Genomic DNA, 23134 nt, shown 5'->3' with positions numbered 1-23134 from the left:
CGCGGGGGCTGGGGAGGCGCGGCTTTTCGGTCGTTCTACGGCTCGCGGAGGGGGTTCGCGGCGGCCGTGAGGGGTGGTTCGAGGGACGTGACGGACGGGTTTCGGACGGCGCCCGAGGGGCCGGGAGCCACGTCCGGGGCGGCCGGGTGGCCGGTGCTGTGTGTCGTGCCGGCCGCCGTGGTGTGTGCCGTACCGGCCGCCGCGGCGGGCGCCTCCGGCGGGCGGCGGAACATCCGGGTCGCGGTGATCTCGCCGTGCACCTGCTCGCCGTGCGGGTCGGGCACCGGCAGACCGGGCCGCAGATGCTCCTCGACGCTGATGTACTTCAGCCCCGCCCGCAGGTCCGCGTCATTGCGCAGCCGTACGACCAGCGGGAACTCGGCGAGCGCGGTCGTGTCGAACAGGCCCGTGGTGTACAGCAGTTGGACGCCCAGCGCGTCCGCGACGGCCCGCTGGAGCTCCAGCAGATAGGTGGCGTTGGCCCGGCCGATGGGGTTGTCGAGGAAGAGCGTGCCGGCGTGCCGCTGCCGGTCGCGGCCCCGGTCGTTGCTGCGCAGCGCGGCCATCGTGCAGTAGAGCGCGATCGCGGCGGTGAGCAGCTGGCCGCCGGAGAACACGTCACCCATCTGCCCGACGGGCACGCGCTCGGCGCGCAGCACCGCGTCCGGCTTGAGGATCTCCACGGCGATGCCGCGCGGTTCGAGGGCGGCGGCGACCCCGCGCAGCAGCAGGGACATCCCGTCGCGGCGCAGATCGGAGTTCTTCCGTACGGCCGAGCGGGTCGCCTCGTCGATGACCTCGCCGAGGCGTTCGGTGAGGACGGCCTGGTCGGGGTCCTCGAAGCGGATCCGCAGGAATTCCTGCCCCGACCACTCGCCCAGGCCCTCCGGCAGCTTGGAGAGCCGCTGGGCCGAGCGCAGGGTGGCGAGCGCGGACTCGACGAGCCCGCGCAGCCGGTCCACGATGCTGTCCCGGTTGCGCTCCAACTGGCCGAGCTCATCGGTCAGTACGCGCAGCCGGGGGGCGAAGGCCGCGGCCCAGGCCGCCGCGTGGTCGGGCAGCGCGGCGCCGGGCAGCTCCCTGATCTGCTGGCGGGCGGGGGTGCGCACCGGCTCGTAGCGGACGGCGTTGGCGTGCCGTACGAGTACGTCGGAGGTCTCGCGCAGCGCCGTCTCGGCGGCGGACAGGTCGGCGGCGCAGCCGCGCAGGCCGCGGCGGGCCTCCGCGGCGGCCTGCCGGGCCTCCTCGGGGCTGCCCGGGTACGGTTCGGGCTCCTCGTCCTCGGGGGCCGGTGTCTGCGGGCCGTCGCGCAGCAGGTCGCGGAGCATCGCGGCGATCTCGTCGAAGCCGCCGGCCGCGTCCTCGGCCGCGCGGTGCGCCCTGACCATGTCCGCGTGGGCGGTGCCGGCCTGCTCCCATGCCTCGGTACGGGCGGCGAGTTCGGCGTTGGCGGCGCGCAGCAGCTCCTGGGCGTGCTCGGCGTCGCGCGGCTCCAGTTCCTCGGGCAGCGGGGTGTGGGCGTCGCCCTCGGTGGGCGCGAGGCGTTCGGCCTCGCCGCGGAGCCGACCGAGCTGTTCGCTGGCGGTGACGGCGCGCGATTCGAGGGTCTGCACGAGCTGTTCCGCGCGGGCGGCCGCGGCCTGCCGTGAGGGGCCGTCGGCGCCGTCGGGGCCTTCGAGGAGTTGGGCGGCGCGGCTGCGTACCTTGTTGGTGAGGCGGCCGAGTTCGGTGAGGGCGGAGTTCTCGGTGCTTTCCGCGCGGGCCTGTTCGGCGCGCAGGTCGGCGCCGACGCCGACCTTCTCGTACACCTCGGAGGCCGCGCGGTACGCCTCGCGCAGGGCGGGCAGCGACTCGGCGGACGGCTCGGTGTCCTCGCCCGGCGCGCTGTCCTCGGGGGCGCCGGCGATCTCGGAGCGCTCGGCGCGCAGCACTCGGGCGGTACGGCGGGCGTCGTCGGAGGCGCGCTGGGCGGCGCGGCGGTCCTCGTCGGCCGCCCTGGCCTGCGCGAGGCACACCTCGGCGCGGGCCTCGGCCTCGGCCGCGTCGGCGGCCAACTCCCGGCTTCTGCGCTGCCAGTTGGCCCGCTCGCGCAACCGGTGGGCGAGCCCGGCGAGGGCGTCGGCCCGGCGGCTGGCCTGCTCGGCGGCGGCGCGGCGGGCATCGCTCTCGGCGGTGGCCTCGGCGGACGCGGCCTCGGCCGCCGCGCGCTCCTCGCGGATCGCGGCCAGCTCCGTACGGGCCCGCTCGGCGCTCTCCCTGGCGGCGGCGACCTCCGCCGCCAGCTCGTCGAGGCGCCCGGGCGGGCAGGTCGTACGCCAGGACGCGAGCCGGGCGGCGAGCGTCCGGTCGTGGGCGAGCCGGGCGGCCAGCGCGCGGATCTCCTCCTCCCGGGCGGTGGCCCGGGCCCGCAGCTCCTGCCGTTCGCCGTCGGCGGCGACCTCGTCGTGCATCGCCGGGTTCGGCGGGACGAGGTAGACGTCCTGCGGGCGGTCGCCGGCCGGGGGCGGGGCGAGCAGGGCGGCCGCGGTGCCGACCGCGACGGTGGACCTGGGCAGCAGGGCGGCGCCCTCCAGCACCTCCCTGGCCCGGGCGTACGTGTCCGGGTCGGTCACCACGACGCCGTCGACCAGCTCGGGGCGTGCTGCCATCACCGCGGCGTGGTCCACGGGGTCCACGGCCTGGGCGAGGTAACGCCAGCCGGGCAGGGCGGGGATGCCGTGCTCGCCGAGGTGTTCCACGGTCGCCAGCACATCGGGCCCCGCGGGCAGCAGACCGCCGTCGCCGAGCGCCCCGAGAATACGGGCGTCGTCGGCGGCGGCGGTCCGCAGCTCGAACAGCTGCCGCTCGGCGGCGCTGACGGAGTCGTCGAGCAGTTCGCGCAGGGAGTCCGCGAAGGCGTCCAGCTCGGCGGCGCTGAGCGCGCCCCCGCGGCGGGCCTCGACGCCGGGGTGCCGGGCGGCGCCTCCACGGCCGGGCGGTGTGTCGGCGTCCACCCGGCTCGTGATACCGGGACGCGCGGTGTGCCCTGCGGCGCGGGTACGGCCCGCGTCGGCCGGACGCGTACCCGCCGAACCGGCGCCCCCGTGGGCCGCGTCGGGGCCTGGTTCCTCGCCGTGGTCGGGCGTACCGGCCGCCGGGCCGGGAGGCGCGTCCGCGTGCGTGGTGGCCGACGTGGCGCCAGCGCCCGGCGCTCGGCCGCCGTCACCCGGACCGCTGTCCTGCGGGGAATCGGCGCCGACTGCCCGGACCGCGCTGCCGGACGGCTGGGCGGGGATCGTCTGGGGTGCTACGTCGAGGCTGAGCAGTGCGGTGAGGCGGGAGTCGCCCGCCAGCGCCGTCGCGGCGACCGTCGCGGCCGAGTGCGCGGCCTCCGCCGTGCCGAGGGCGTCGGCCGCCCGCGCGGCGGCGAGTTCGGCCCGGGCCTCGGCGGAGGCGGCTTCACGGGCCCGCGCGGCGGCGGCCGAGGCCGCGGCCGCGGCGCCACGGGCCAGCCCCTGCGCCGACTTCTCCGCGTCGGACGCGGCGAGCGCGGCCCGCGCCGGGTCCGCGTCGGGGGCGGAGTCGTCCAGCCATCCGGCCCGTACCGCCTCCGCGGTCTCCTGCCCGACCTCGGCGAGCCGCTGCCCGAGGTGCCCGCTCTCGCTGCGGGCCCGCTGGGCTCCCGTGGCGGCGGCCGTCGCGTCGCGGTGCGCGGTCTCGGACCGCGCCTGGAGTTCGGCGGACCGCTCCTCCTCCTCGTCCGCCTGCCGCTCGGCGCGCGCGGCGGCCGCGTGCAGGGCCCGTACGAGATCGGCGGCGGCCGTGGTGCGGGCCGCCAGCGCGGGGGCGGCGTCCCGTTCCGCCTCGCGGATGGCCGTGGTGACCCGGGCCAGCCGGTCTCCCGCGGCGCGGTGCCGCAGTACGGTCTCGGCGGCCTGCCAGGCGGCGTGCAGCGTACGGGCGTCGACCAGCTCGCGCCGCAGCGCCGTCGCGCCCTTGTCGGCGGCGGCCAGCGCCAACGAGGCGTGGCGGTAGGCGAGTTCGGCCGCGATGAGGGAACTGCCCGCGCGGGCCTGCTCGGCGTCGGTGACGGCGTGCGCGGCCGCGGCCATGTGCTGGGCCAACTCGGCGGTCCTGCCGCGCTCCTGCCCGGCGCGGGCCGACAGCCGCCGGGCCAGGCCGCGGGTGCGGCGCTCGGACTGGGTGTGGACGCCGCGCGCCTGGTCTCGGGCGGCGGCGCTGTCCACGATGCGTTGCAGCAGATCGAGCGAGCCGGCGGTGAAGTCGCGTTCAGCGGTGAGTTCGGCGCGCCGGCCCAGCTTGCCGGCGAAGCCGTGCACGAGGTCGGCGAGGCCGTCGGTGTCACGGGTGTCGGTGACTGCACGCAGCAGCAGGTCGGTGAAGTCGGAGTCCTTCTTGACCGCGAACAGGCCCGCGGCCTCGCCCTCGTCGGCGTTCATCTCCCGCTGGTAGCGGAAGAGTTCGGGGTCGAGGCCGAGGTCGCCGAGGTGTTCGTTCCAGCGGTCGTGGATCTCCTCCCAGACGACCTCCAGGTGCGGGTACGCCTTGCCTGCCTCGGTGAGCGCGTCCCTGAACCCCTTCATCGTGCGGCGCCGGCCGCGCGCGCCCGAGGCGCCCTCGGCGAGGGGCCGTACCGCCGTGGACTCCGCGACCGGCAGCGCGTCGAGGCTCATTCCCGGTCCCGGCCGGAAGGAGTACCAGGCTTCGGCGAACTTCCGTGGGTCGGAGGAGACTTGGCGGCCCCGCCACTCGCTGACCTTGCCGACCACGACGAGTTCACCGGTGAGGGTGTGCTGCCACTCCAGGGCGACATGGCCGCAGTCCTCGGCCAGCAGGAACTTGCGCAGTACGCCCGAGCTGGCGCCGCCGAGGGTGTTGCGGTGTCCGGGGAGCATCACCGAGAAGATCAGCTTGAGCAGGACGGACTTGCCGCCGCCGTTCTCCAGGAACAGCACGCCCGCGGGGGCCGGGCGGCGCGGTGGTCCGGTCGGCTCGTCGGCGAAGAAGTCGCCCTGGGCGGGGGCGGGTTGCGGCACGGGTTCGCCGACGCCGCGCAGATCGAGCACGGTGTCGGCGTACCGTGCGCCGGCGGGCCCGATGGAGTAGAGGCGGAGGCGGGACAGCTCGTACATGCGGGGGGCTCTCGTGGCTCAGGAGTAGGTGTGGAACGGGAGTCCGGCGTCGGCCGCCAGCTCCAGCCCGTCGTCGGCGGCAGCGGCGGGTACGAGGGTGGCGGTGCCGTCGGCGACGGGCACGATGCCGAGGTCGAGCAGTTCGCCCATCGCGGCGCTGCCCGCCATGTCGCGGACCTGCAACTGGTAGCGGGCGGTGGTGCGGTAGGTGCCGCCGGAGTCGTCGCCGGTCCGCTGCAGGAAGCCGGATTCGACCAGGAAGGCGACGGCCTTGCCGATGATGCCGGTGGTCGAACTGGCCAGCCGGCGGGCGTCCTTGGTGGCCCCGGTCGCGCTGCGGCGGGTGTAGACCCGCCAGGCCGCTTCCAGGCCGGGGGCGTCGCTGGCGGGGTCGGTGTTCTCGCCGGACTCGTCCGCGTGTTCCTCCAGCCGGCGGCACGCCTGGCGGACGAAGGCGTCCACGCCGTTGACGGTGATACGGCCGATGTAGCCGTCGTCGGCGAGGTCTTCGGGGCGGGGGAAGGCGAGGGCCGCGGCGGCGAGGTGGGCGAGGCCGTGCAGGAAGCGGTCCCCGGCGTCGGACGCGGCGCGGCGGGCGTAGTCGCCCATCCGTACGGCGAAGACGGAGTCCTCGGCGGCGGCGACGGCCATGCCGGCCCGGGGCGAGACCTCCAGGACGACGAGGCCGAGGCCGGTGGCGACGGCGTCCGCGAGGCGGGCGAACGAGGGGTCTTCGCGGTGGCGGCGGATCAGCTCGGCGTATTCCGCGTCGCGGGCCGGCAGGAGTTTCGGTTGCAGGCCGAGCGCGACGAGGCGGGCGGCGTCCGCGACGTCGCCCGCGGTGACGGAGGGGGTGCCCTCCGGCTCCCGGCTCTCCACGTCCTTCTCACTCACAACGGTCTCCTCCCACACGAACTTCTCGCTCCCGCCTCACCGGAACCCCCAACCCACCGCACCGGCGGGAAGCGGAACGCGCCGGACCGGCGGTGCCCCACACACCCGAGCCGGAGGCGACTCGGCACCGCCGAAAACCACCACTCCACGTCCCGCCACCGCGGCGAAAGAACCCCCGGAGCCTCGTAGCCGAAAACGCCACCGCACCCCCAATCCCGCCGCCGCGGCGGGAAGCCGGACGCGCCGGACCGGCGGTGCCCCACACACCCGAGCCGGCGAGAACCCCGGAGCCACCCCGGCGAGGGGACCGCGCCGGCGGCCCCGGCCCGTCGCGGCGAGGCCGGCGTCCGACGCGCGCGCGTCATGGGGTGACCTCGCCGGAGGCGAGGAAGCGGGCCTTGCCCAGAATGAGATCCGCCCCACCGAACTCGGGATCGTCCAGCGTCGTACCGTCGTCGACCCCGAACAGCACATGCGGTTCCCCCTGCCGATACGCCGTCCCGATCGGCGGCGACGCCGCGTGCACGGCCAGCAGCGCGACCAGGTACGGGAGTTCGGGGTCGCGCCGCCGCGCGTCGGCCAGCACGCCGGACAGCCGTCGCGGCGCGTCGTGCGGCAGATCGAGCAGTTCGAGCGCGGACTCCAACTGCTCGTCGGAGAAGCGCGAGTCGTCCGGCGTGGCGACGAGATCCGGCTCGGGCATCTCCGCCCCGAGGTGATCCCGCTCGACCGGCGGCGTCAGCAGCAACTCCACCAGGTCGGCGACCCGCACCGAGGAGGGCGTGCGCAACCCCGCCCCCCGGGCGAAGAACGCGTCGGTGACCCGCGACGCCCGCTCCACCGGCAGCGGCAGCAGCGGCGCGACCAGCTGCCCGTACAGGTCGAGCCCGGCCCGCGCGGGCGCCGCCGCGAACGCCTGCCGGTCCTGCTCGGCCCGGAAGAGCGGCCCGGCCTCCAGCAGCCGCGACTGCAATTGCGTGTGCCGCCGGATGCAGTCCTTGACGATGTCGACCAGCTCGGCGGCCCGCCGCTTGTGTTCGGGCTCCTCCGCCTCGTCCCGCGCCTTGCGGATGTTCGTGAGGATCGCGTTCTCGTGCCGGTAGCGGTCGGCGACGTGGTCGAGCGCCTCGGCGATCATGTCCGGTACCTGCCGCAGCCAGTCGACCGCCCGTACGTTGCGCCGGGTGGCCTCCAGGGTGCGGCGGAGCGTCTCCGCGTACTGCACCGTGCGGTAACGCGCCTGCTCGGCGGCGAGTTGGGCGTCGGCCAGCCGGCCCCGGCTGATCAGCACCTCCAGCTTTACCTCCGCCGCGATCTGCGCGCTGGTGACGTCCGTGTCGAGCGCGCCGACCAGCACGTTGACCGCCTCGTCGGTGGTCCGCAGATAGACGCCCCCGCCCGGCCCGGGCACCTCCTCGATCAGCTTGAAGTCGTAGTCCCGCCGGACATACGCGCCGTCGGCGCCGAACGTGCCGTAGACCGCGCGGAATCCGCGGTCCGCGCTGCCGACGTTGATCAGGTTCTCCAGCACCCAGCGGGCCACCCGCTCGTGCTCCTGGAGGGTCCGCCCGGGCGCCTGCGCGGCGACCCTGGGCAGCAGTCTGGCCACTATCTGGTCGTGGTCCGCGCCCGTGTCGAAGTCCATGTTGAGCGTGACGAGGTCGATCGCGGCGAGCGCCACCTCCGCCATCGCGTACACCGAGTACTCCCCCGCGAGATTCGCCTTGCGGGCGTCGAGGTCGTGCAGCGGCGCGGTGCAGGCGAGCGCCTTGAGCCTGCGGGCCAGGCCCTCATCGGCCGCCGGGCCCGGCGCGGGGCGTGCGGCGCCCGGCAGCGAGTACGGGACGGTGGTGGTCACGCCCCACACATTATGCGGTGCCACCGACAACGACCGAAACGGCACGGACCGCCACGCGGCGGGCACGGCCGCCCGCGAAGTGCCATGATCGAGTGCGCCGGGCACGACGTACGTACGCGCGCGGCGACCCCACCGGACAGCAACGGCTACAACACCGGGCGGATCATATGACGGACGCGGTCATCGATCTCAACGCCGATCTCGGCGAAGGCTTCGGCCGCTGGCGGCTCACCGACGACGAGGCACTGCTGTCGGTGGTGACGAGCGCCAATGTCGCCTGCGGCTTCCACGCGGGCGATCCGGCCACGATGCGCCGGGTGTGCGCGCTGGCCGCCGAGAAGGGGGTGCGGATCGGCGCCCAGGTGTCGTACCGCGATCTCGCGGGCTTCGGGCGGCGCGCGATGGATGTGCCGCCCGACGAGCTGGCCGCCGAAGTCGCGTACCAGATCGGCGCGCTGGAGGTGTTCGCCCGCGCGGCCGGCACCTCGGTGACGTATGTGAAGCCGCACGGCGCGCTCTACAACCGCGCGGTGCACGACGCCGAGCAGGCCGCCGCGATTGTCGCGGGCGTACGGCTGGCCGGGGAACTGCCCGTGCTCGGACTGCCGGGCTCCGAACTGCTCGCCGAGGCCGGGCGGCAGGGGCTCCGCCCGGTCGCCGAGGCGTTCGCCGACCGGGCCTACACCGCCGCCGGCACCCTGGTGCCGCGCCGCGAGCCGGGCGCGGTGATCGAGGCCGCGCACACGGTGGTCTCCCGGTCGGTGACGATCGCCCGTGAGGGCCGGGTGACCGCGCTGACCGGCGAGGCCGTCACCGTCGACGCGCGGTCGCTGTGCGTCCACGGCGACACGCCCGACGCGGCCCGGTTGGCGGCCCGGGTGCGGCAGTCGCTGGAGATGGCGGGCCTGCGGGTGAAGGCGTTCGTATGACATCCGTTGACAAGACCGGTACGACCGACACGGCTGGCGGCCCGCACGGAACCCTGAGGTTTCTGCCCGCCGGCGAGTCGGCCGTCCTGGTCGAGACCGGAGACGGCGAGCAGGCCGAGGCACTGCACGCGGAGTTGCTGCGCAGGCGGGCGGCGGGCGCGTGGCCCGAGGTCACCGAGATCGTGCCGGCCGCCCGTACCGTCCTGGTACGCGGTCTGTCCGATCCCCGGGCCTTCGCGGCCGAGGTGGCGCGCTGGGACGTACCGCCCCTGGTACGCGGCCGGGGCGAGGCGGTGGAGCTGCCGGTACGGTTCGACGGGCCGGACCTCGCCGAGGTGGCCGCCCGCTGGAGGATGGCCCCGGCCGAGGTCGCGGACCTGATCGTACGCACGCCCTTCCGGGTGGCGTTCTGCGGATTCGCCCCCGGATTCGGCTACTTGACGGGCCTTCCGCCGGAGCTGCGCGTGCCGCGCCGGGACAGCCCGCGTACCGCCGTACCGGCCGGCTCCGTGGCGCTGGCCGGGCCGTACGCCGGGGTGTATCCGCGCTCCTCGCCCGGCGGCTGGCAGCTCGTCGGGACGACCGACGCCGCCTTGTGGGACCCGGCCCGCGAACCGGCGGCCCTGCTCACCCCCGGCGCCGACGTCCGCTTCCTGGCGGTCCGATGACGGACCGTCTGGAGGTGGTGCGCTCCGGCGCCCTGACCACCGTGCAGGATCTGGGCCGCGCCGGTCACGCCCACCTCGGGGTGCCGCGCTCGGGCGCCCTCGACCGGCCCGCCCACCTCCTGGCCAACCGTCTGGTCGGCAATCCGGCGGAGGCCGCCGCCCTGGAGACGACGCTCAACGGCTGCGAGCTGCGCCCCTCGCACCCGGTCGTCGTCGCGGTGACGGGCGCCGCGTGCGCGGTACGGGTCGACGGGCGGCCCGCCGCGTGGGGCGCGCCGGTACGGGTGCCCGCCGGGGCGCTGCTCGACGTCGGGGCGGCCACGCGGGGGCTGCGCAGCTGTGTGGCGGTCGGCGGGGGCGTCGCCGTGGAGCCGGTGCTGGGCAGCAGGTCGACGGATCTGCTCTCCGGCCTCGGCCCCGGCCCGCTGGCCGACGGCGACGTCCTCCCGGTCGGCCCGGCGCGGGGCCGCAGCGCGGGCGCCGACGTGCTGCCGTACGAGGGTTTCGGCGCCGAGCTGGTCCTGCCGCTGGCGCCCGGGCCGCGCGACGACTGGTTCACGCCGGACGCGTTCGCCACCCTGGCCGCGGGCCCGTACACCGTCTCGCCCGCCTCGAACCGGATCGGGCTGCGTACCCTGGGCCCCGCGCTGCGGCGGGCCCGCGACGGGGAGCTGCCGAGCGAGGGCATGGTGCCGGGCGCCGTCCAGGTGCCGCCGGACGGCCGCCCGGTGGTCTTCCTGGCCGATCATCCGACCACGGGCGGCTACCCGGTGATCGGTGTCGTCCCCGAGGCCGCGCTGCCGGCCGCCGCCCAGGCGCCGCCGGGGACGCCCGTCCGCTTCGTGCCCCTGCGCCCGGCCCGGCTGATCTGAGCGCCGGGGCCCGTCACCTGGTGGCGAACCGGGTCACCGCGCGGAGCCGCCCGAGCGCAGCCGGCCGCGTACCGCCGTCTGCACCTCGGCCTCCTCGGCCGGGTCGGCGGCCAGCCGGCGCAATTGCGCCAGCACGCGTACGTCCCCGGAGGCGGCCTTGTGCGCGGCCAGCTCCCGGGTGCTCTCCTCGCAGTCCCAGAGGCATTCGACGGCGAACCCGGCGCCGAACCCCGGGTCGGCGCCGGCCAGCGCAAGTGCGGCGGTGCCGCGCAATTGCGACGAGGACGTCTCGCGGTAGATATGTCGCAGCAAAGGGGTGGCGCGGCAGGCGGCGAGCCGCCCGGCGCCCTCGACCAGGGCGTCGAGCCCGTCGGCGTCGGCGCCCCCGGTCCGCACGGTGCGGCGCAGCGCGGCGAGCACGGGGTCGGCGTCCGCGGGGCCGCCGTGCCGGGCGAGCATCCGGGCGGCGGCGGAGCCGAGCGGGTCGGCGCGCGGCGCCCAGTCGCGGGCGCGGGCCATGGCGTCGTCGTCCCGCTGCCGTTCGAAGGACTCGACGGCGGCGCGTACCACCCGGTCGTCGTGGCAGGCGGCCGCGGTCTCGATCAGGTCGAGCGCCTTGGGGTCACGGCGGTGGGTGAGGTGCCGCAGGGCGGCGGCGCGGGCGGCGGAGGGGCCCTGGAGGGCCGCGTCCAGCAGCTCGGGGCGGTCCTCGGGGCCCGCGACGGCGGCGAGGCAGCGGGCGGCGGGCTGGTCCCGCTCGACCGCCGGGTGTTCCGCGAGGCCCTGCTCGGCCCAGGCAAGGACGGCGGAGACCTTCCAGCCGGGGGTGGGGCCCGCGGAGCGCAGTTGACGCTGCCACCGGTCGAAGGAGACCTGTCCCTCGGCCTTGCGGACCCGTTCGGCGGTCGCCGGACGGGAGGTGTCCTCGGCCCACAGCTGCCAGGGCCGCGGTTCGTACGCCTCGCGGACCGCGCGGGCCAGGGCCGCTTCGCCCTCGGGGGTGTGCGGGAAGCGAGCCACGACGGCGGGGCCGAGATCGCGCAGCCCGCTGTCGTCGTCGCGGACCGCGAGTTCGTCCAGCGCCCATTCCCAGCAGCCGCCGGTCGCGGCGTAGCGGCGCAGCAAATGCAGCGCGTCGCGGCGACCGTATCCGGCCAGGTGCCCCAGGACGGACAGGGCCAGGCCGCAGCGGTGCTCGTCGGGGGCGATCAGGTCGTCGGGTTGGAAGAGGTGCTGTTCGATCCCGTCGAGCGGGCTTTCCAGGTCCGAGTACAGGCGCGCGTAATAAAGGGAGCGCGATTCGACCCGCCAGTCGAGCCGGGGATCGCGCAGTACGCACTGCTCCAGGGCGGCGAGGGCTTCGGCCCGCTGCGCCGCCAGGGCATGCAGGGGCCCGTCTCCGCGTCCTCTCTGGAGGAGGCCGAGAAGGGTGCCACTGGGCGCTATGTCTGGGTCGAACATGAGGTCAGCATCCGGTGCGGGGGATTCCATGGCAACGGGATTTCCGCAGCCGATGCCCGGCATCCTTACCGACCACCGGGCGTTTCATACCTGGCGGTAGCGTGAATTCCGTGGGGACGGGCGGCGGAAGCCTATCGAGTCACCGGCGCGGTGTCGCTTCCGGAGGGGCCGCGGGGGCCGCTGGGTACCCGCTGCGTGGCGAGCCAGTCGCACACAGTGGCCGAAAATACACGGTGCGAGTGGCATATGCCAGAAGCACCACCGGATCGGGTATCGCGGAAACCCTTACGACCCATCGCTCACTGTGCAACAGTCGTTACCGGTCCTTCCGTCCGCCACGGCCGCCTCAGCGCCTGCCCGCAGACATGTTCGGAGTGCGTCATGCCGTCCCCCACGCACGCGGATCACACCGCAGCACAGCCGCCGGAGCCCGGTGCGGTGGACGCGTTGATCAGTCAGGCCCGCCAGTTGCGGACCCGGGTGGACTCGATGCTGGTGGACACCGCGTCCGCCGCGGAGGACCCGCAATTGCGCTGGCAGCGCGCGCTGTGCGACCTGGCCGTGCACCAGCTGGACGACCTCGGCACCCACCTGGGCCAGCTCCGAGACGGCTTCGAGCCGGCCACCCCGGTCGCCACCCTGCTGCCCGACGTACCCGCCCAGCCCTCGCGGCCGGACGCCGGCGTGATCGGCACACTCGGCCGGGCGGGCAGCGCGGAGTGGGACCTGCTCACCGATGACGCCCAGTGGTCGGACGAGCTGTACCGGATCTTCGGCCGTTCTCCCGAGGAGGGTCCGCTGACCCTGGACGAGTTGCCCTCGTGGCTGTTCTCCGAGGACCAGCAGCTGCTCACCGAGATGGTGACCGGCTGTCTGGTGGACGGACGGCCGATGGACGGCGAGTTCCGTATCGTGCGCGCGGACGGCTCGGTGCGCACGGTGCACATGGTGGGCGAGCCGGTGCTCGGCCCCGACGGCGGCACCGTCGCCATGTGGGCGGTGATCCGTGACGTCAGCGATCTTCGGCGCAGCCAGCGCACGCTGCGGGAGACCCGTGAATCCCTGGAGCGGCAGCGGCAGATCGCGCAGACCGAGCGTCGGCTCGCGGTCGAGTTGCAGGAGGCCGTGCTTCCCCCGTGGCGCGGCACCCTGCGCTTCCCGCAGGACGGGGGTCCCATCACCATGGACCTCGCCGCCCACTATCTGCCGTCGGCGACCAGCGCCCTGATCGGCGGCGACTGGTACGACGCGATGCAATTGCCCGACGGCTCCTCCTTACTGACGGTCGGCGACCTCACCGGGCACGGTGTCGCCGCCACCTCGGGCATGGCGATGCTGCTCGGCGCGCTGCGCGGCATGGCCGTCGCGGGCCTCCAGCCGGGCCCGCTGATGGGCTGGCTCAACGAGCTGCTGGACACCTCACCGCAACCGGCCCTCGGCAGCGCCCTGTGCTGCCGCTACGAGCCGGCCACCCGGGTGCTCAACTGGTCGCAGGCCGGGCACCCCGCCCCACTGCTGTTCCGCAACGGGACGGGGCGGGTCCTCGACCCTCCGGACGGAGTGCTGCTCGGCGCGACCTCGGGCGCGAAGTACACCCAGGCCCGTGAGCAACTGGCCCCCGGCGACCTGCTGTTGCTGCACACCGACGGTCTGATCCCGCGCCGGGTGACCGACGCCACGGGAGTCGACAGCGGTGACCACCGTCTGCTGGCCATGGCGCCGCTCTTCGCGAACGCCAGATCCGCGCAGGACTGCGTACGGCTGATCGCCGAGGAGTTCGGCGTCCCCGAGCGCGAGGACGACGCCTGCGTCCTGGTCGCGAGAATCGCCTGAGATCCCGCGCGGGCCGGTGACAGGGCCGGAGCGGGCGAATGACGGTACGGGGAGCCCCTAGACGGACATCCGGCCGGTGGCGGGCCCCTTCCCCCGGCCGCCCCTGGCCGCCTTCACTCTCGGCAGCGCGGTCTCGATCTCCTGCCGCAGATCCTGGATACGGCCGTGGTCGGCGTACCGCGCGGTGAGCCGGTACATCGCGCGCAGCCGGTCCCAGGTGCGGTGCGAGGAGGTCTGACCGATGGTCAGCAGCGCCAGCCGGGCGTAGCGGTCGGCCTCCTCGGGGTCGTCGGCGATGAAGCAGGCCGACGCCACGGACAGATAGTCGAAGATCATGGAGCGCTCATGGCCCTCGCCGCGCAGCTTGATCGCCTGCTTGCCGTGCGCGCGCGCCCGGGCGGCGGCCGTCGGGTCGTACTCGGCCAGGGTGCGGAAGGCCAGCGCCTCCATGCCGTGCAGATCGGCCTCGTCGAAGCTCTGCATCCAGCTGGGCCCCGGAACGTCGCCCCTGTCGGACACGAACAGCTCCTCGGCCTCGCCCAGGGTGCGCCGCATCGCCTGGCCGCGGCCCATGGACGCCTGCGCCCACGCCTCGATGGTGTGCAGCATGGCCCGGGTGCGGGGCAAAGTGGCGTCCCCGGAACCGGCCCTGGCGAGCTTCATCAGGTCAAGCGCCTCGTCGGGCCGGCCCAGGTGCACCATCTGGCGGGCCGCCCGGGACAGCGCCTCCCCGGCCCTGGGCCGGTCGCCGCCCTCCCGCCCGGCGTGCGCGGCGATCAGGAAGTACTTCTGGGCGGTGGGTTCCAGGCCCACGTCGTGGGACATCCAGCCGGCCAGGACGGCGAGGTTGGCGGCCACGCCCCACAGCCGCCGCTGGAGGTGCGGCGGGTGGCGGTAGGTGAGCATGCCGCCCACCTCGTTGAGCTGACCGACCACCGCCTTGCGCTGGAGCCCGCCGCCCCGGGAGGCGTCCCAGGCGCGGAACACCTCGACCGAGCGTTCCAGGGACTCGATCTCCTGGGAGCCGATCGGGGCCGCCTCGTAGCGGTCGTAGGCGGCGGGGTCGGCGGTGAGCGGATTGTCGAAGACCGGCCCGTCGGCCGCGAGGACCGGGTCGGTGTGCAGCCAGTCGTACATGGCCGTGCTGAGTACGGAGCCGGAGGCGAGCGCGGCGCCCGCGCCCACCAGACCGCGTCGGTTGAGCATGAGGTCCATTCCCGTGAATTCGGTGAGAACCTCGGCTGTTCGTTCCGGCTGCCACGGCAGCCCGTCTCCGGTGTGGCGTTTCCCTGACTGCCGGCGCCGGTCGAACCCGAGATCCTCGATGGTCACGACACGGCCGAGACGCTCGGTGAACAGCGCGGCCAACACCTTCGGCACGGGTTCGCGCGGCGACTCACCGGTGTCGATCCAGCGGCGTACGCGCGACGTGTCGGTCGCCAGCTGCGGATGGCCCATGGCCGCCGCCTGCCGGTTGACCAGCCGCGCGAGTTCGCCCTTGGACCATCCGGTGAGGCCGAACAGGTCCGCGAGTCGGGTGTTGGCTTCATTGCCCACGTCAAGCCCCCAGGTTCCTCGGCACGTTGACAGTAATCCCCCCGACAACGGCCCCGCGACTATTCGCCAGGGTTCGCCAGGGTCCGCCAGATGGTCTGCCACCCGCACTCGGGTGTCAGGTAGGAACGCGCCACCCCGGCCCGGCGCCGCATTCCCCAGGGTGCGGTACCGGCCGATCCGTCGGGCACGGGCGCGTCCGCCTCGCGCGGTCGCGGCCGGCTGCCGAGGTGGCGCCCCTGAACTCTCAGGAACGCGAAGAACGCGAAGGGATCTGCTTCCTCCTATGTACTCGGCATCGTCCTCCGTGTCCGCCCCGCCCCGGCCCGCGTACCCCTCGGTCGCCGAGCCGGTGCTGCGCCCGCGCCCGGCCACCGCCGTACGGCGGACCATGGCGGGCGGCTCGCATCCGCTCAGCGGGAGAATCGACTTGACCGGCCCGCAGGGGACCCAGATCCGTACGGCGGTCGCGGCTGTGCAGCGGATCTGTCCCGAGTTCACCCCGGTGCAGTTGCTGCGCCGCGGTGGCCGTACGGCGCTGCTGATCGGCACCTCGGGCCGCGCTCCCGCGGTCGCCAAATGCCTGCTGGACCACTCACCGGCATGGGCGGAACGTTTCCGCCACGAGATAGCGGCCTACCGCACCTTCGTCCGGCACCGTCCGCCGGTACGGGTGCCACGGCTGATCGCCGCCGACCCCGACAGCTGTGTGCTGGTGATGGAGCGAATGCCCGGCCGGGTGGTCTCGCCGCAGCGGCACCCCTCGCAGACACCGACCAGAGCGGACGTACGCGCCGCGCTGTCGGCGTACTCGAGGGTCAACACCTGGCGTCCGCCGCCCGGCGCCTTCGACGCCCCGATCGACTACCCGGCCCGGATCAACCGCTACCACGAACTCGGCCTGCTCACCGACCGGGACATGGGCGACCTGCAGAAGCTGCTGCACGGACTGGCCCATGTCCAGGGGCAGTTCTGCCACGGCGACGCGCTGCTCTCCAATGTGCTGCTGTCGCCGGCCGGACCCGCGCTGGTCGACTGGGAGCACGCGGGCTGGTATCTGCCGGGGTACGACCTGGCGGTGCTCTGGTCGGTGCTCGGTGACGACCCGGCGGCGCGGCGGCAGATCAGCCAGCAGGCGCAGGCCCAGGGTCCGGCGGCGCGGGACGCCTTCCTGGTGAACCTGATGCTGGTGCTGACCCGGGAGATCCGCACCTATGAGACAGCCGTGCAGCGCACCATGCGGGCACCGGCCGCGGTCACTCCGGGCGCGGTCGAGGCGGGCGAGGAGCAGCGGCTGCTGCTGCGGCGGCTGCACGACGACTGCGGTATGGCCCGCCGGGCGGTACGGGCGGCGGTCGGCACGCGCTGACCGCCATGGAGAACACCGCCGCTGCCAGCGGGGCCTGGTGCCCTGAACCTCGATGTCACCCACGACCGGACCGACTCCCCGACCGACCTGCCGACTGCTCTGCCGGCCCCCGCGCCGGCCCCGCCGCACCGCTCTGATTTTCCGTTCCGCCCCACCCGCCCCGCTGGTCCACACCACTGACGCGAGCCTGGTCGGCGCCCCGGGCCGCCGAAACTTCGGCGAAACCCGTGCTGACGTGCGAAGACGACACCGGGCACGGGTAGTTGACGGATGATCCGCCAGCCGATACCTCTGTGATGCCGAACGACCCGGTATCTCTTGGAGGTGGCCGCCCGTGCCAGAGTCCGCTCCCCCGTCCGGCAGGTTCCGTGGCAGGCGCGCCCGTACGGTGACGGCCGTCGCCGCGGCCGCCGCCCTGCTGCCGGTGTTCGGGTCCGCGCACGCGGCCGAGCCCGGCCCGGCCGCCGCGTCCGGCACGCTGCAACGGGCGTTCTCGGACGCCGCCCAGCGCTACCGGGTGCCGCAGAGCGTGCTGCTCGGCGTGTCCTACCTGGAGTCCCGCTGGGACGGCCACCAGGGCATGCCGAGTGTCACCGGCGGCTACGGGCCGATGCACCTGACGGACGCCCGTACCGCCCTGACCGACTTCCCGCAGCGGGGTGCGGGCGACGGCGGGGACGACGGGCGCGGCGACGACAGCCGGCCACTGATCACCGCCGCCGCCGTGCGGGCGCCCGACATCGCCGCGCTGCCCGCGAGCCTCACCACCCTGGACCGGGCGGTCGCGCTCACCGGGCTGCCCGCCGACGCGCTGCGCGCGGACCCGGCGGTGAACGTCGCGGGCGGCGCCGCCCTGCTGGCCGACGCGCAGAAGTCGCTGGGCGAGCCGCTGAGCGCGGACCCGGCGGACTGGTACGCGGCCGTCGCCCGCTACTCCGGCGCCGACGACCGGGCGACCGCCGACGCCTTCGCCGACGACGTCTTCGACGTGATCAGGCAGGGCCAGGCCAGGACCACCGACGGCGGCCAGCGGATCGCCCTGCCGGCCGTGCCGTCGCTGGCCCCGGCCTCGGGGCAGGCCGCCCAAGTGGGGCTGCGCGCGGCGAACGCGGCGGGGACCGAGTGCCCCCAGGGCCTGGGCTGCGAGTGGGTCCCGGCGCCCTACCAGGAGACCGGCGGCGGGGACTACGGCAACTACGACCTCGCCGACCGCCCGCACGACCTGAAGATCGACACCATCGTCATCCATGACACCGAGGGGTCGTGGGACACCTCGCTCATGCTCGTGCAGGACCCGACGTATCTGGCCTGGCACTACACGGTCCGCTCGGCCGACGGGCACATCGCGCAGCATGTGAAGACACGGGACGTGGGCTGGCACGCGGGCAACTGGTACACCAACGCGAAGTCGATCGGTATCGAGCACGAGGGTTTCCTGGTCGATCCGGGCACCTGGTACACCGAGGCGATGTACCGCTCGTCCGCGCGGCTGGTTCGCTACCTGGCGGCGAAGTACGACATTCCGCTGAACCGACAGCACATCCTCGGGCACGACAACGTGCCGGGGCCGACCGGCGCGTATGTCCCGGGCATGCACACCGACCCGGGTCCGTACTGGGACTGGGGCCACTACATGGCGCTGCTCGGCGCGCCCGTACGGGCCGGCGCCGGGACGTGGGGCGGTGTGGTGACCATCGACCCGGACTACGACACCAACACCCCGCTCTACACCGGCTGCACGACCGCCGCGGCCGTCTGCGCGGCGCACGGCTCGGACGCGGTCCGGTTGTACAGCGCTCCGAGCCAGGACGCGCCACTGGTCCAGGACATCGGTCTGCACGGTGCCACCGGCGCGAGCACCACGGACGTCAACGACATGGGCGCGCGGGCCTCGACCGGTCAGCAGTTCGCGGTCGCCGGGCGGCAGGGCGACTGGACGGCGATCTGGTACCTCGGGCAGAAGGCGTGGTTCCTCGACCCGCCCTCGCACCCCACTGCCGTCAACGCGCTGGGCGTGGTGATCACCCCGAAGAAGGGCCTGGCGTCCGTCCCGGTCTACGGGCGCGCCTACCCGGAGGCCGCCGCGTACCCGGCGGGCGTCCCCGTCCAGGCGCTCACGCCCATGCCGTACCAGGTGCTCGCCGGGCAGCGGTATGTGGTCGGGGGCGCGGTGCACGGCGAGTACGACTATTCGACGACCTTCGACACCGCGAGCCACACGGTGGTGCGCGGCAAGGAGATCTACTACGAGATCCAGCTCGGCCACCGGGTCGAGTACGTCAGGGCTTCCGACGTGACCCTGGTCCCGTCGGTGCTGGGCGCTCCGCGCTGACGGTGGCGGAGCGGTGAGGTAAGGGGCACCACCGAGGGGTGGTGCCCCTTACGCGCGCTGCCGTGTGTCAGGGGCGCTGCCCGGGACAGCGGTCCTTACGGGGGACGCGGTGAAGGGCGGGCGCGGAGGGCGGGCGGCCTTTGGCGGGTCAGCCGGCCTGGAACATCTCGGCGGGCAGCGGCTTGAGCAGCTGGTAGAGGTCGTCGGTGATCGGCCGGTCCCAGGTGGCGATGGTGACCTGCACGCCGTCGCTGCGGTCGAACTGCGCGCAGGCGACCCGCGACTCGGAGATCTTGATCTTCCGTACGATCAGCGGCCCGTCGCCGTACATGACGGGGAAGTCCTCGACGCCGGTGACCTCGGCGGGCTCGTCGTTGCCGAGCGCGGCGAGCAGTTGGGCCACCTCGAACGGCACCTGGCCCTCCTCGCGCTCGCGGGCGGGCGAGCCGTCGGGCAGGTTGCCGATCAGCATCGCGGGGCCGCGGCCGCCGAACAGGTCGTAGCGCAGGTAGATGCCCTGACAACTGCCGTCGGGCCCGGGCAGCAGCCCGGCCCCCAGGTCGCCGGGCCAGTCCCCCGGGTCCATGGCCAGGACATCGAAGTCCGGCCCGGTGGGCGTGGCTGCGCTACGGCGACGGAGGAACGACATGCGGCCATGGTACGGGTCCGCCCGCGCGAGGGGCACCCACAGCCCCGCCTTCCCACCCCAGATCCCGCCCCGGGGCCCGCCCGGGACCGGGGTGCCGAACCGTCGACCCCGAAAGCCGAACCTCCCGGGAGCCTCCGGCACCCCGAACCGCCCGGGGACCACACCGCCGTACCCCGACCCCGGGGCCGACGTCTCGGAGCCTCCCGACCGCCCGGGGTCCGCTCCGCGGACCGGCTGGAGCCTCGCGCGCCCCTGGCGGCCGCCGGGGCCGCCGCCCCCGGAGCCATGCCGCCGAACCGCCGGCCTCCCGAGGTCGCACCTCCCCAGCCGCCGCACCCCCCAGGGCCGGTGTCCCGGGGCCACGCCCACCCGGCGCCTGGGAGGCAACCCCATCCGACCCCAGCCCGAAGTCCTACGCCGGGGCCCGGGCATACAGGCCCACCTGCCCCGGGGACCACGGCGCCGAACCATCGGCCCCGAGGCCGCGCCTTCCCGGCCACCATCCGGCCCAGGGCCCGCGACGGTTCGGGGCCGTACCCTCCCGACCGGCTGCCCGGAGTCACCTCTGCTGGCCCACAGTTGGAGCCTCGCGCTTCTGGCGTCCGCCGGGGCCGCCGCCCATGCCACACCCCCGGCCCGGAGCCACACCTGCCCGACGCTGCCCCGAAGTCCTCTGCCGCGGCCGACTGCACCCACTGGCCCTGGGGGCCACGCCGCCGGTGACCGTCGGCCCCGGGCCGACGTCTCGGGGCCTCCCGACCGCCGAACCGGAGCGGCACCTCCCGCCCGCCGGGGTCGGTTCCGTCGGCCCGTCCGGGCGGCCGCGGCCGGGCTCGTAGCTGCTCGGCCGCAGGGCGGGGCTCAGGGGCGGCGGGGGTCCGTGGCCGGGTGGGGGGAGGGGATCAGGGCCAGTTCGCGGCGGGCCTGCGCGGCCAGGCCGTCCGCACCGCAGCTCAGGGCGCCCACCAGGCCCTGGCGCAGCCGGTCCGCGGCCTCGGCGCGGGCTCCGGAGGCGCGCAGCGCGGCGCCGTGGGCGACCTGGGCGCAGGCGAGCTGGTGGGCGGCGGGCGAGACCTCCAGCCGGGCGACCGACTCGGCGAGCAGCCGCAGGCCCTCCGCTCCGCCGGTCACCTCGGCGGCGACCCACAGCGCGTGCCCGACGGCGGAGTCGGCGCCGAACTTGCGCGCCCGCGCCACGGCGTCCAGCGCGGTGCGCGCGGCCCGCCCGGGGCCGCCGACGGCCGTGTCCGCGCGCGCCTGCGCCTGCGCCAGGTGCAGCTGCCACGGGCACCAGCCAGGATTCCGCATCCCGCGCGCGTCCAACCGCCGCCCGACGGCGCTCAGTTCGGCGACAGCCTCCTCGTACCGGCCGCTCGCCAGCAGCAGTTCACCGTGGACCGCCTGCGCGTCGGGGAAGGTGACGGCCGCGGGGAACGGCTCGCGGAAGGCGTACCGCGCGGCCAGCGCCTCGGCCTCCCCGGTCCTGCCGCGGGCCAGCAGGACCTGGATCAGGACGGCGACCGAGTACCACTGCACGGGCGTGCCGCGCCCGACCCGCTCGGCCAGCCGCAGCCCGTCGCGGGCCAGGTCCTCCGCCTCGGCGAGCCGTCCGCGCCGGTAGCGGAGGTAGCCGAGCAGCAGGTAGCCGAAGGACAGATGGGCGCCGCGCCAGCCGTGGCGTTCGAAGTCGGCGATGCCGGTGGCGAAGAGCTCTTCCGCGCGCTCGGGCCGGTCGGCGTAGAGGTACGTCAGCGCGACCAGCACCGGCACCTCGAAGCCCCGGTTCTCGTCGGCCCACGGCAGCCCGCCGGCCAGCGCGCGGCCCGCGTGCCGCAGCACCGTGGCGGTCGGCTCGCCGCGCAACGTGGCGTCCCAGGCGCGCAGTCCGATGATGTACCGCTCGGTGAGGTCACGTCCGGAGAGGCGGTCGGCGAGCCGGGTCAGCCGCCGGGAACGGCCGGGCGAGTCGGGTTCGTCGGCCCGGAAGGCGTCCCACATGAACTGCTCCGCCTGCATCCGCAGCCGTGTGCGGGCCCCGGTCGCCGTACGGGCGGCGTGCGTGACGACCTCGGCGGCCTCACTGAGCCGGTCGCTGTGCGCCAGCGACTGCGAGAGCCGGAAGACGATGCCGTCGCGCAACGCGGGGTCGGCGATGGGCTCTTCGAGGGCGGCCCGCAGCCGGTTGACGGTGACGGAGGGTTCGAGCAGTTGCGAGGAGCAACCCAACTCGTAGAGAACGGCGGCCCGTTCTGCGGGCGGCGGGGGTTCGCGCAGCGCACGGGCGAGGTAGTGGCGGGCGGTCTCGGGAGCGCCCGCGCGAAGCATCTCCCGGGCGGCGGCGCGCAGTTGGTGGACCACCCAGGGGTCGTCCTCCGGGTGGGTCTCCAGCAGGTGGCGGGCCGCGGCGGCGGGTCCGAGCCCGGCGTCCACGACACACCAGGCGGCCTGGCCGTGCAGGGCCACCCGTACGGCGTCGGGGATGGCCCGGTAGACGGCCGTGGCGATCAGCGGGTGGACGAACTCCAGCGTACGGCTGCCGGTGAGCACCCGGGCCTCGCGCAGCCGGTCGGCGCAGTCGGCGGCCTCCTGGCTGCCGAGCCCGGCGACGGACGCGGCAAGCGCGGGCGATATCTCGGTGCCGAGTACGGCCGCGGCCCAGGCGAGCCGGACGGTGGAGGGGCCGAGGCGTTCGAGCCGGGTGATCAGGCCGCCGCCCTTGACGGCGGCGGCCAGGTCCCGCAGCAGATGCGTACTGGTCGCGTCCGGCGCGAGGCCGCGGTCGCGGACCTTGGCGGTCAACTCGACGGCCACGAAGGGGTTTCCGGCGGTGACGGCCCAGCACTCGCGGCAGAAGGCGTCGTCCGCGTGCGCGCCGACCGAGTCGCGGACGAGACGGCCGATCGCGCCCTCGGTGAGCGGTTCGAGGTCCAGCGGGCGGTGTCCGGAGCGGCCGGGCATACCCCGGAACGACTCGGCGGAGGCCGGGAGTTCGTCCGGCCGGTAGGCGACGATCACCAGCAGCGGGAGTTCGTCGGCGCGGGGCGCGAACGCGGCGAGCCAGTTGAGCGACTGCGGGTCGGCCCAGTGGGCGTCGTCCAGTACGAGCACAACAGGGGCGTCGCGCAGGGCGACATGGGTGAGCGCCCAGTCGAGGCCGTCGCGCAGGCCCTGCGGGTCGGGGGCGGCGCCGTCGGCGGTGCACAGACCGAGGGCGGGGCCGACGATGCCGTACCAACTGCCCAGCGTGGCCCGCAGTTCCGCCTCGGTCGCGCCCGCGAGGCGGGGTTGCAGCAGTTGCCGGGCGACGTGGAAGGCGACCTGCTGCTCCTGGTCGCCGCCGCGGGCGGACAGTACGGTGCAGCCCCGGGCGGCGGCGCGGGCGCGGACCGCGGCGAGCAGGGTGGTCTTGCCGAGCCCGGCGGACCCCGCGAACGCGAGCAGGCCGCCGCGCGGGCGCCGGCCCGGTCCCGTGAGGTCGTCCAACGCCGCGTCGGCGGCGGCGAGTTCGGCCTCGCGTTCGTGCAGCGTACGGTCCTGCGGCATGTGCCCCCCAGCGTTCCGGAGGCGCGCCCGGCGCACGACG

General features: G+C 75.1%; 13 protein-coding genes. 6 read left to right on the top strand and 7 right to left on the bottom strand.

Annotation, left to right across the window (positions count from 1 at the left end):
* Nucleotides 1–35 precede the first annotated feature (35 nt).
* From OHA30_RS31690 to OHA30_RS31680, 3 genes are all read right to left on the bottom strand, one after another.
* Nucleotides 36–5132 carry a hypothetical protein gene (locus OHA30_RS31690; RefSeq protein WP_328917300.1) on the bottom strand — a complete coding sequence of 1699 codons (5097 nt, stop codon included), beginning with the start codon at nucleotides 5130–5132 and terminating at the stop codon, nucleotides 36–38.
* A gap of 18 nt (nucleotides 5133–5150) precedes the next feature.
* Nucleotides 5151–6026 carry a hypothetical protein gene (locus OHA30_RS31685; RefSeq protein ID WP_405784944.1) on the bottom strand — a complete coding sequence of 292 codons (876 nt, stop codon included), beginning with the start codon at nucleotides 6024–6026 and terminating at the stop codon, nucleotides 5151–5153.
* A 361-nt stretch (nucleotides 6027–6387) separates the two neighbouring features.
* Nucleotides 6388–7884: a hypothetical protein gene (locus OHA30_RS31680; protein WP_328917299.1), complete on the bottom strand. Its 1497-nt coding sequence runs from the start codon at nucleotides 7882–7884 to the stop codon at nucleotides 6388–6390.
* Nucleotides 7885–8051: 167 nt separating this feature from the next.
* On the opposite strand from OHA30_RS31680, the gene OHA30_RS31675 reads away from it, so the two are divergent.
* From OHA30_RS31675 to OHA30_RS31665, 3 genes are read left to right on the top strand one after another with little or no spacing between them, the layout of a single operon-like run.
* Nucleotides 8052–8813, top strand: a complete 762-nt coding sequence (locus OHA30_RS31675) for a LamB/YcsF family protein (protein ID WP_328917298.1) — start codon at nucleotides 8052–8054, stop codon at nucleotides 8811–8813.
* On the top strand, nucleotides 8810–9481 hold the full coding sequence (locus tag OHA30_RS31670; RefSeq protein WP_328917297.1) for a 5-oxoprolinase subunit B family protein: 672 nt from the start codon (nucleotides 8810–8812) through the stop codon (nucleotides 9479–9481). The genes OHA30_RS31675 and OHA30_RS31670 overlap by 4 nt, the downstream gene beginning before the upstream one ends.
* Complete coding sequence (locus OHA30_RS31665) at nucleotides 9478–10353, top strand: biotin-dependent carboxyltransferase family protein (protein ID WP_328917296.1); 876 nt, start codon at nucleotides 9478–9480, stop codon at nucleotides 10351–10353. Before OHA30_RS31670 ends, OHA30_RS31665 begins: the two co-directional genes overlap by 4 nt.
* Nucleotides 10354–10386: 33 nt before the next feature.
* Here OHA30_RS31665 and OHA30_RS31660 read toward each other — a convergent pair whose 3' ends face one another.
* The gene (locus tag OHA30_RS31660; protein ID WP_328917295.1) at nucleotides 10387–11814 is read right to left on the bottom strand and encodes a HEAT repeat domain-containing protein; all 1428 of its coding nucleotides are present in this window, start codon (nucleotides 11812–11814) and stop codon (nucleotides 10387–10389) included.
* Nucleotides 11815–12195: 381 nt separating this feature from the next.
* Between OHA30_RS31660 and OHA30_RS31655 the strand changes: the two genes are divergently transcribed.
* Entirely contained in the window at nucleotides 12196–13647 is a 1452-nt protein-coding gene (locus tag OHA30_RS31655) for a PP2C family protein-serine/threonine phosphatase (RefSeq protein WP_328917294.1), read from the top strand.
* A 57-nt stretch (nucleotides 13648–13704) separates the two neighbouring features.
* Here OHA30_RS31655 and OHA30_RS31650 read toward each other — a convergent pair whose 3' ends face one another.
* On the bottom strand, nucleotides 13705–15204 hold the full coding sequence (locus tag OHA30_RS31650) for a DNA-binding protein NsdB (protein WP_328917293.1): 1500 nt from the start codon (nucleotides 15202–15204) through the stop codon (nucleotides 13705–13707).
* 283 nt (nucleotides 15205–15487) lie between these two features.
* Between OHA30_RS31650 and OHA30_RS31645 the strand changes: the two genes are divergently transcribed.
* Nucleotides 15488–16570, top strand: coding sequence for an aminoglycoside phosphotransferase family protein (locus OHA30_RS31645; RefSeq protein ID WP_328917292.1), 1083 nt, complete (start codon nucleotides 15488–15490; stop codon nucleotides 16568–16570).
* A gap of 334 nt (nucleotides 16571–16904) precedes the next feature.
* A complete protein-coding gene (locus tag OHA30_RS31640; RefSeq protein ID WP_328917291.1) occupies nucleotides 16905–18902 on the top strand; it encodes an N-acetylmuramoyl-L-alanine amidase in 1998 nt (665 codons plus the stop codon).
* A gap of 148 nt (nucleotides 18903–19050) precedes the next feature.
* Here the strand turns inward: OHA30_RS31640 and OHA30_RS31635 are convergent, their stop codons facing one another.
* Nucleotides 19051–19551, bottom strand: coding sequence for a hypothetical protein (locus tag OHA30_RS31635; protein ID WP_328917290.1), 501 nt, complete (start codon nucleotides 19549–19551; stop codon nucleotides 19051–19053).
* Between the two features lie 861 nt (nucleotides 19552–20412).
* Nucleotides 20413–23094 carry an ATP-binding protein gene (locus OHA30_RS31630; RefSeq protein WP_328917289.1) on the bottom strand — a complete coding sequence of 894 codons (2682 nt, stop codon included), beginning with the start codon at nucleotides 23092–23094 and terminating at the stop codon, nucleotides 20413–20415.
* Between the last annotated feature and the right edge of the window lie 40 nt (nucleotides 23095–23134).

It is taken from the genome of Streptomyces sp. NBC_00223, from assembly GCF_036199905.1.
Classification (GTDB): Bacteria; Actinomycetota; Actinomycetes; order Streptomycetales; family Streptomycetaceae; genus Actinacidiphila.
The sequence above is the reverse complement of the archived record's forward strand: the minus strand, read 5'-3'. Positions and strand labels throughout refer to the sequence as shown.

What these genes read in the sequence shown, in the direction of transcription:
- OHA30_RS31690 (WP_328917300.1), bottom strand. Translation starts at nt 5,132, where the DNA reads ATGTACGAGCTGTCCCGCCTCCGCCTCTACTCCATCGGGCCCGCCGGC.
- OHA30_RS31675 (WP_328917298.1), top strand. Translation starts at nt 8,052, where the DNA reads ATGACGGACGCGGTCATCGATCTCAACGCCGATCTCGGCGAAGGCTTC.
- OHA30_RS31670 (WP_328917297.1), top strand. Translation starts at nt 8,810, where the DNA reads ATGACATCCGTTGACAAGACCGGTACGACCGACACGGCTGGCGGCCCG.
- OHA30_RS31665 (WP_328917296.1), top strand. Translation starts at nt 9,478, where the DNA reads ATGACGGACCGTCTGGAGGTGGTGCGCTCCGGCGCCCTGACCACCGTG.
- OHA30_RS31660 (WP_328917295.1), bottom strand. Translation starts at nt 11,814, where the DNA reads ATGTTCGACCCAGACATAGCGCCCAGTGGCACCCTTCTCGGCCTCCTC.
- OHA30_RS31655 (WP_328917294.1), top strand. Translation starts at nt 12,196, where the DNA reads ATGCCGTCCCCCACGCACGCGGATCACACCGCAGCACAGCCGCCGGAG.
- OHA30_RS31645 (WP_328917292.1), top strand. Translation starts at nt 15,488, where the DNA reads ATGTACTCGGCATCGTCCTCCGTGTCCGCCCCGCCCCGGCCCGCGTAC.
- OHA30_RS31635 (WP_328917290.1), bottom strand. Translation starts at nt 19,551, where the DNA reads ATGTCGTTCCTCCGTCGCCGTAGCGCAGCCACGCCCACCGGGCCGGAC.
- OHA30_RS31630 (WP_328917289.1), bottom strand. Translation starts at nt 23,094, where the DNA reads ATGCCGCAGGACCGTACGCTGCACGAACGCGAGGCCGAACTCGCCGCC.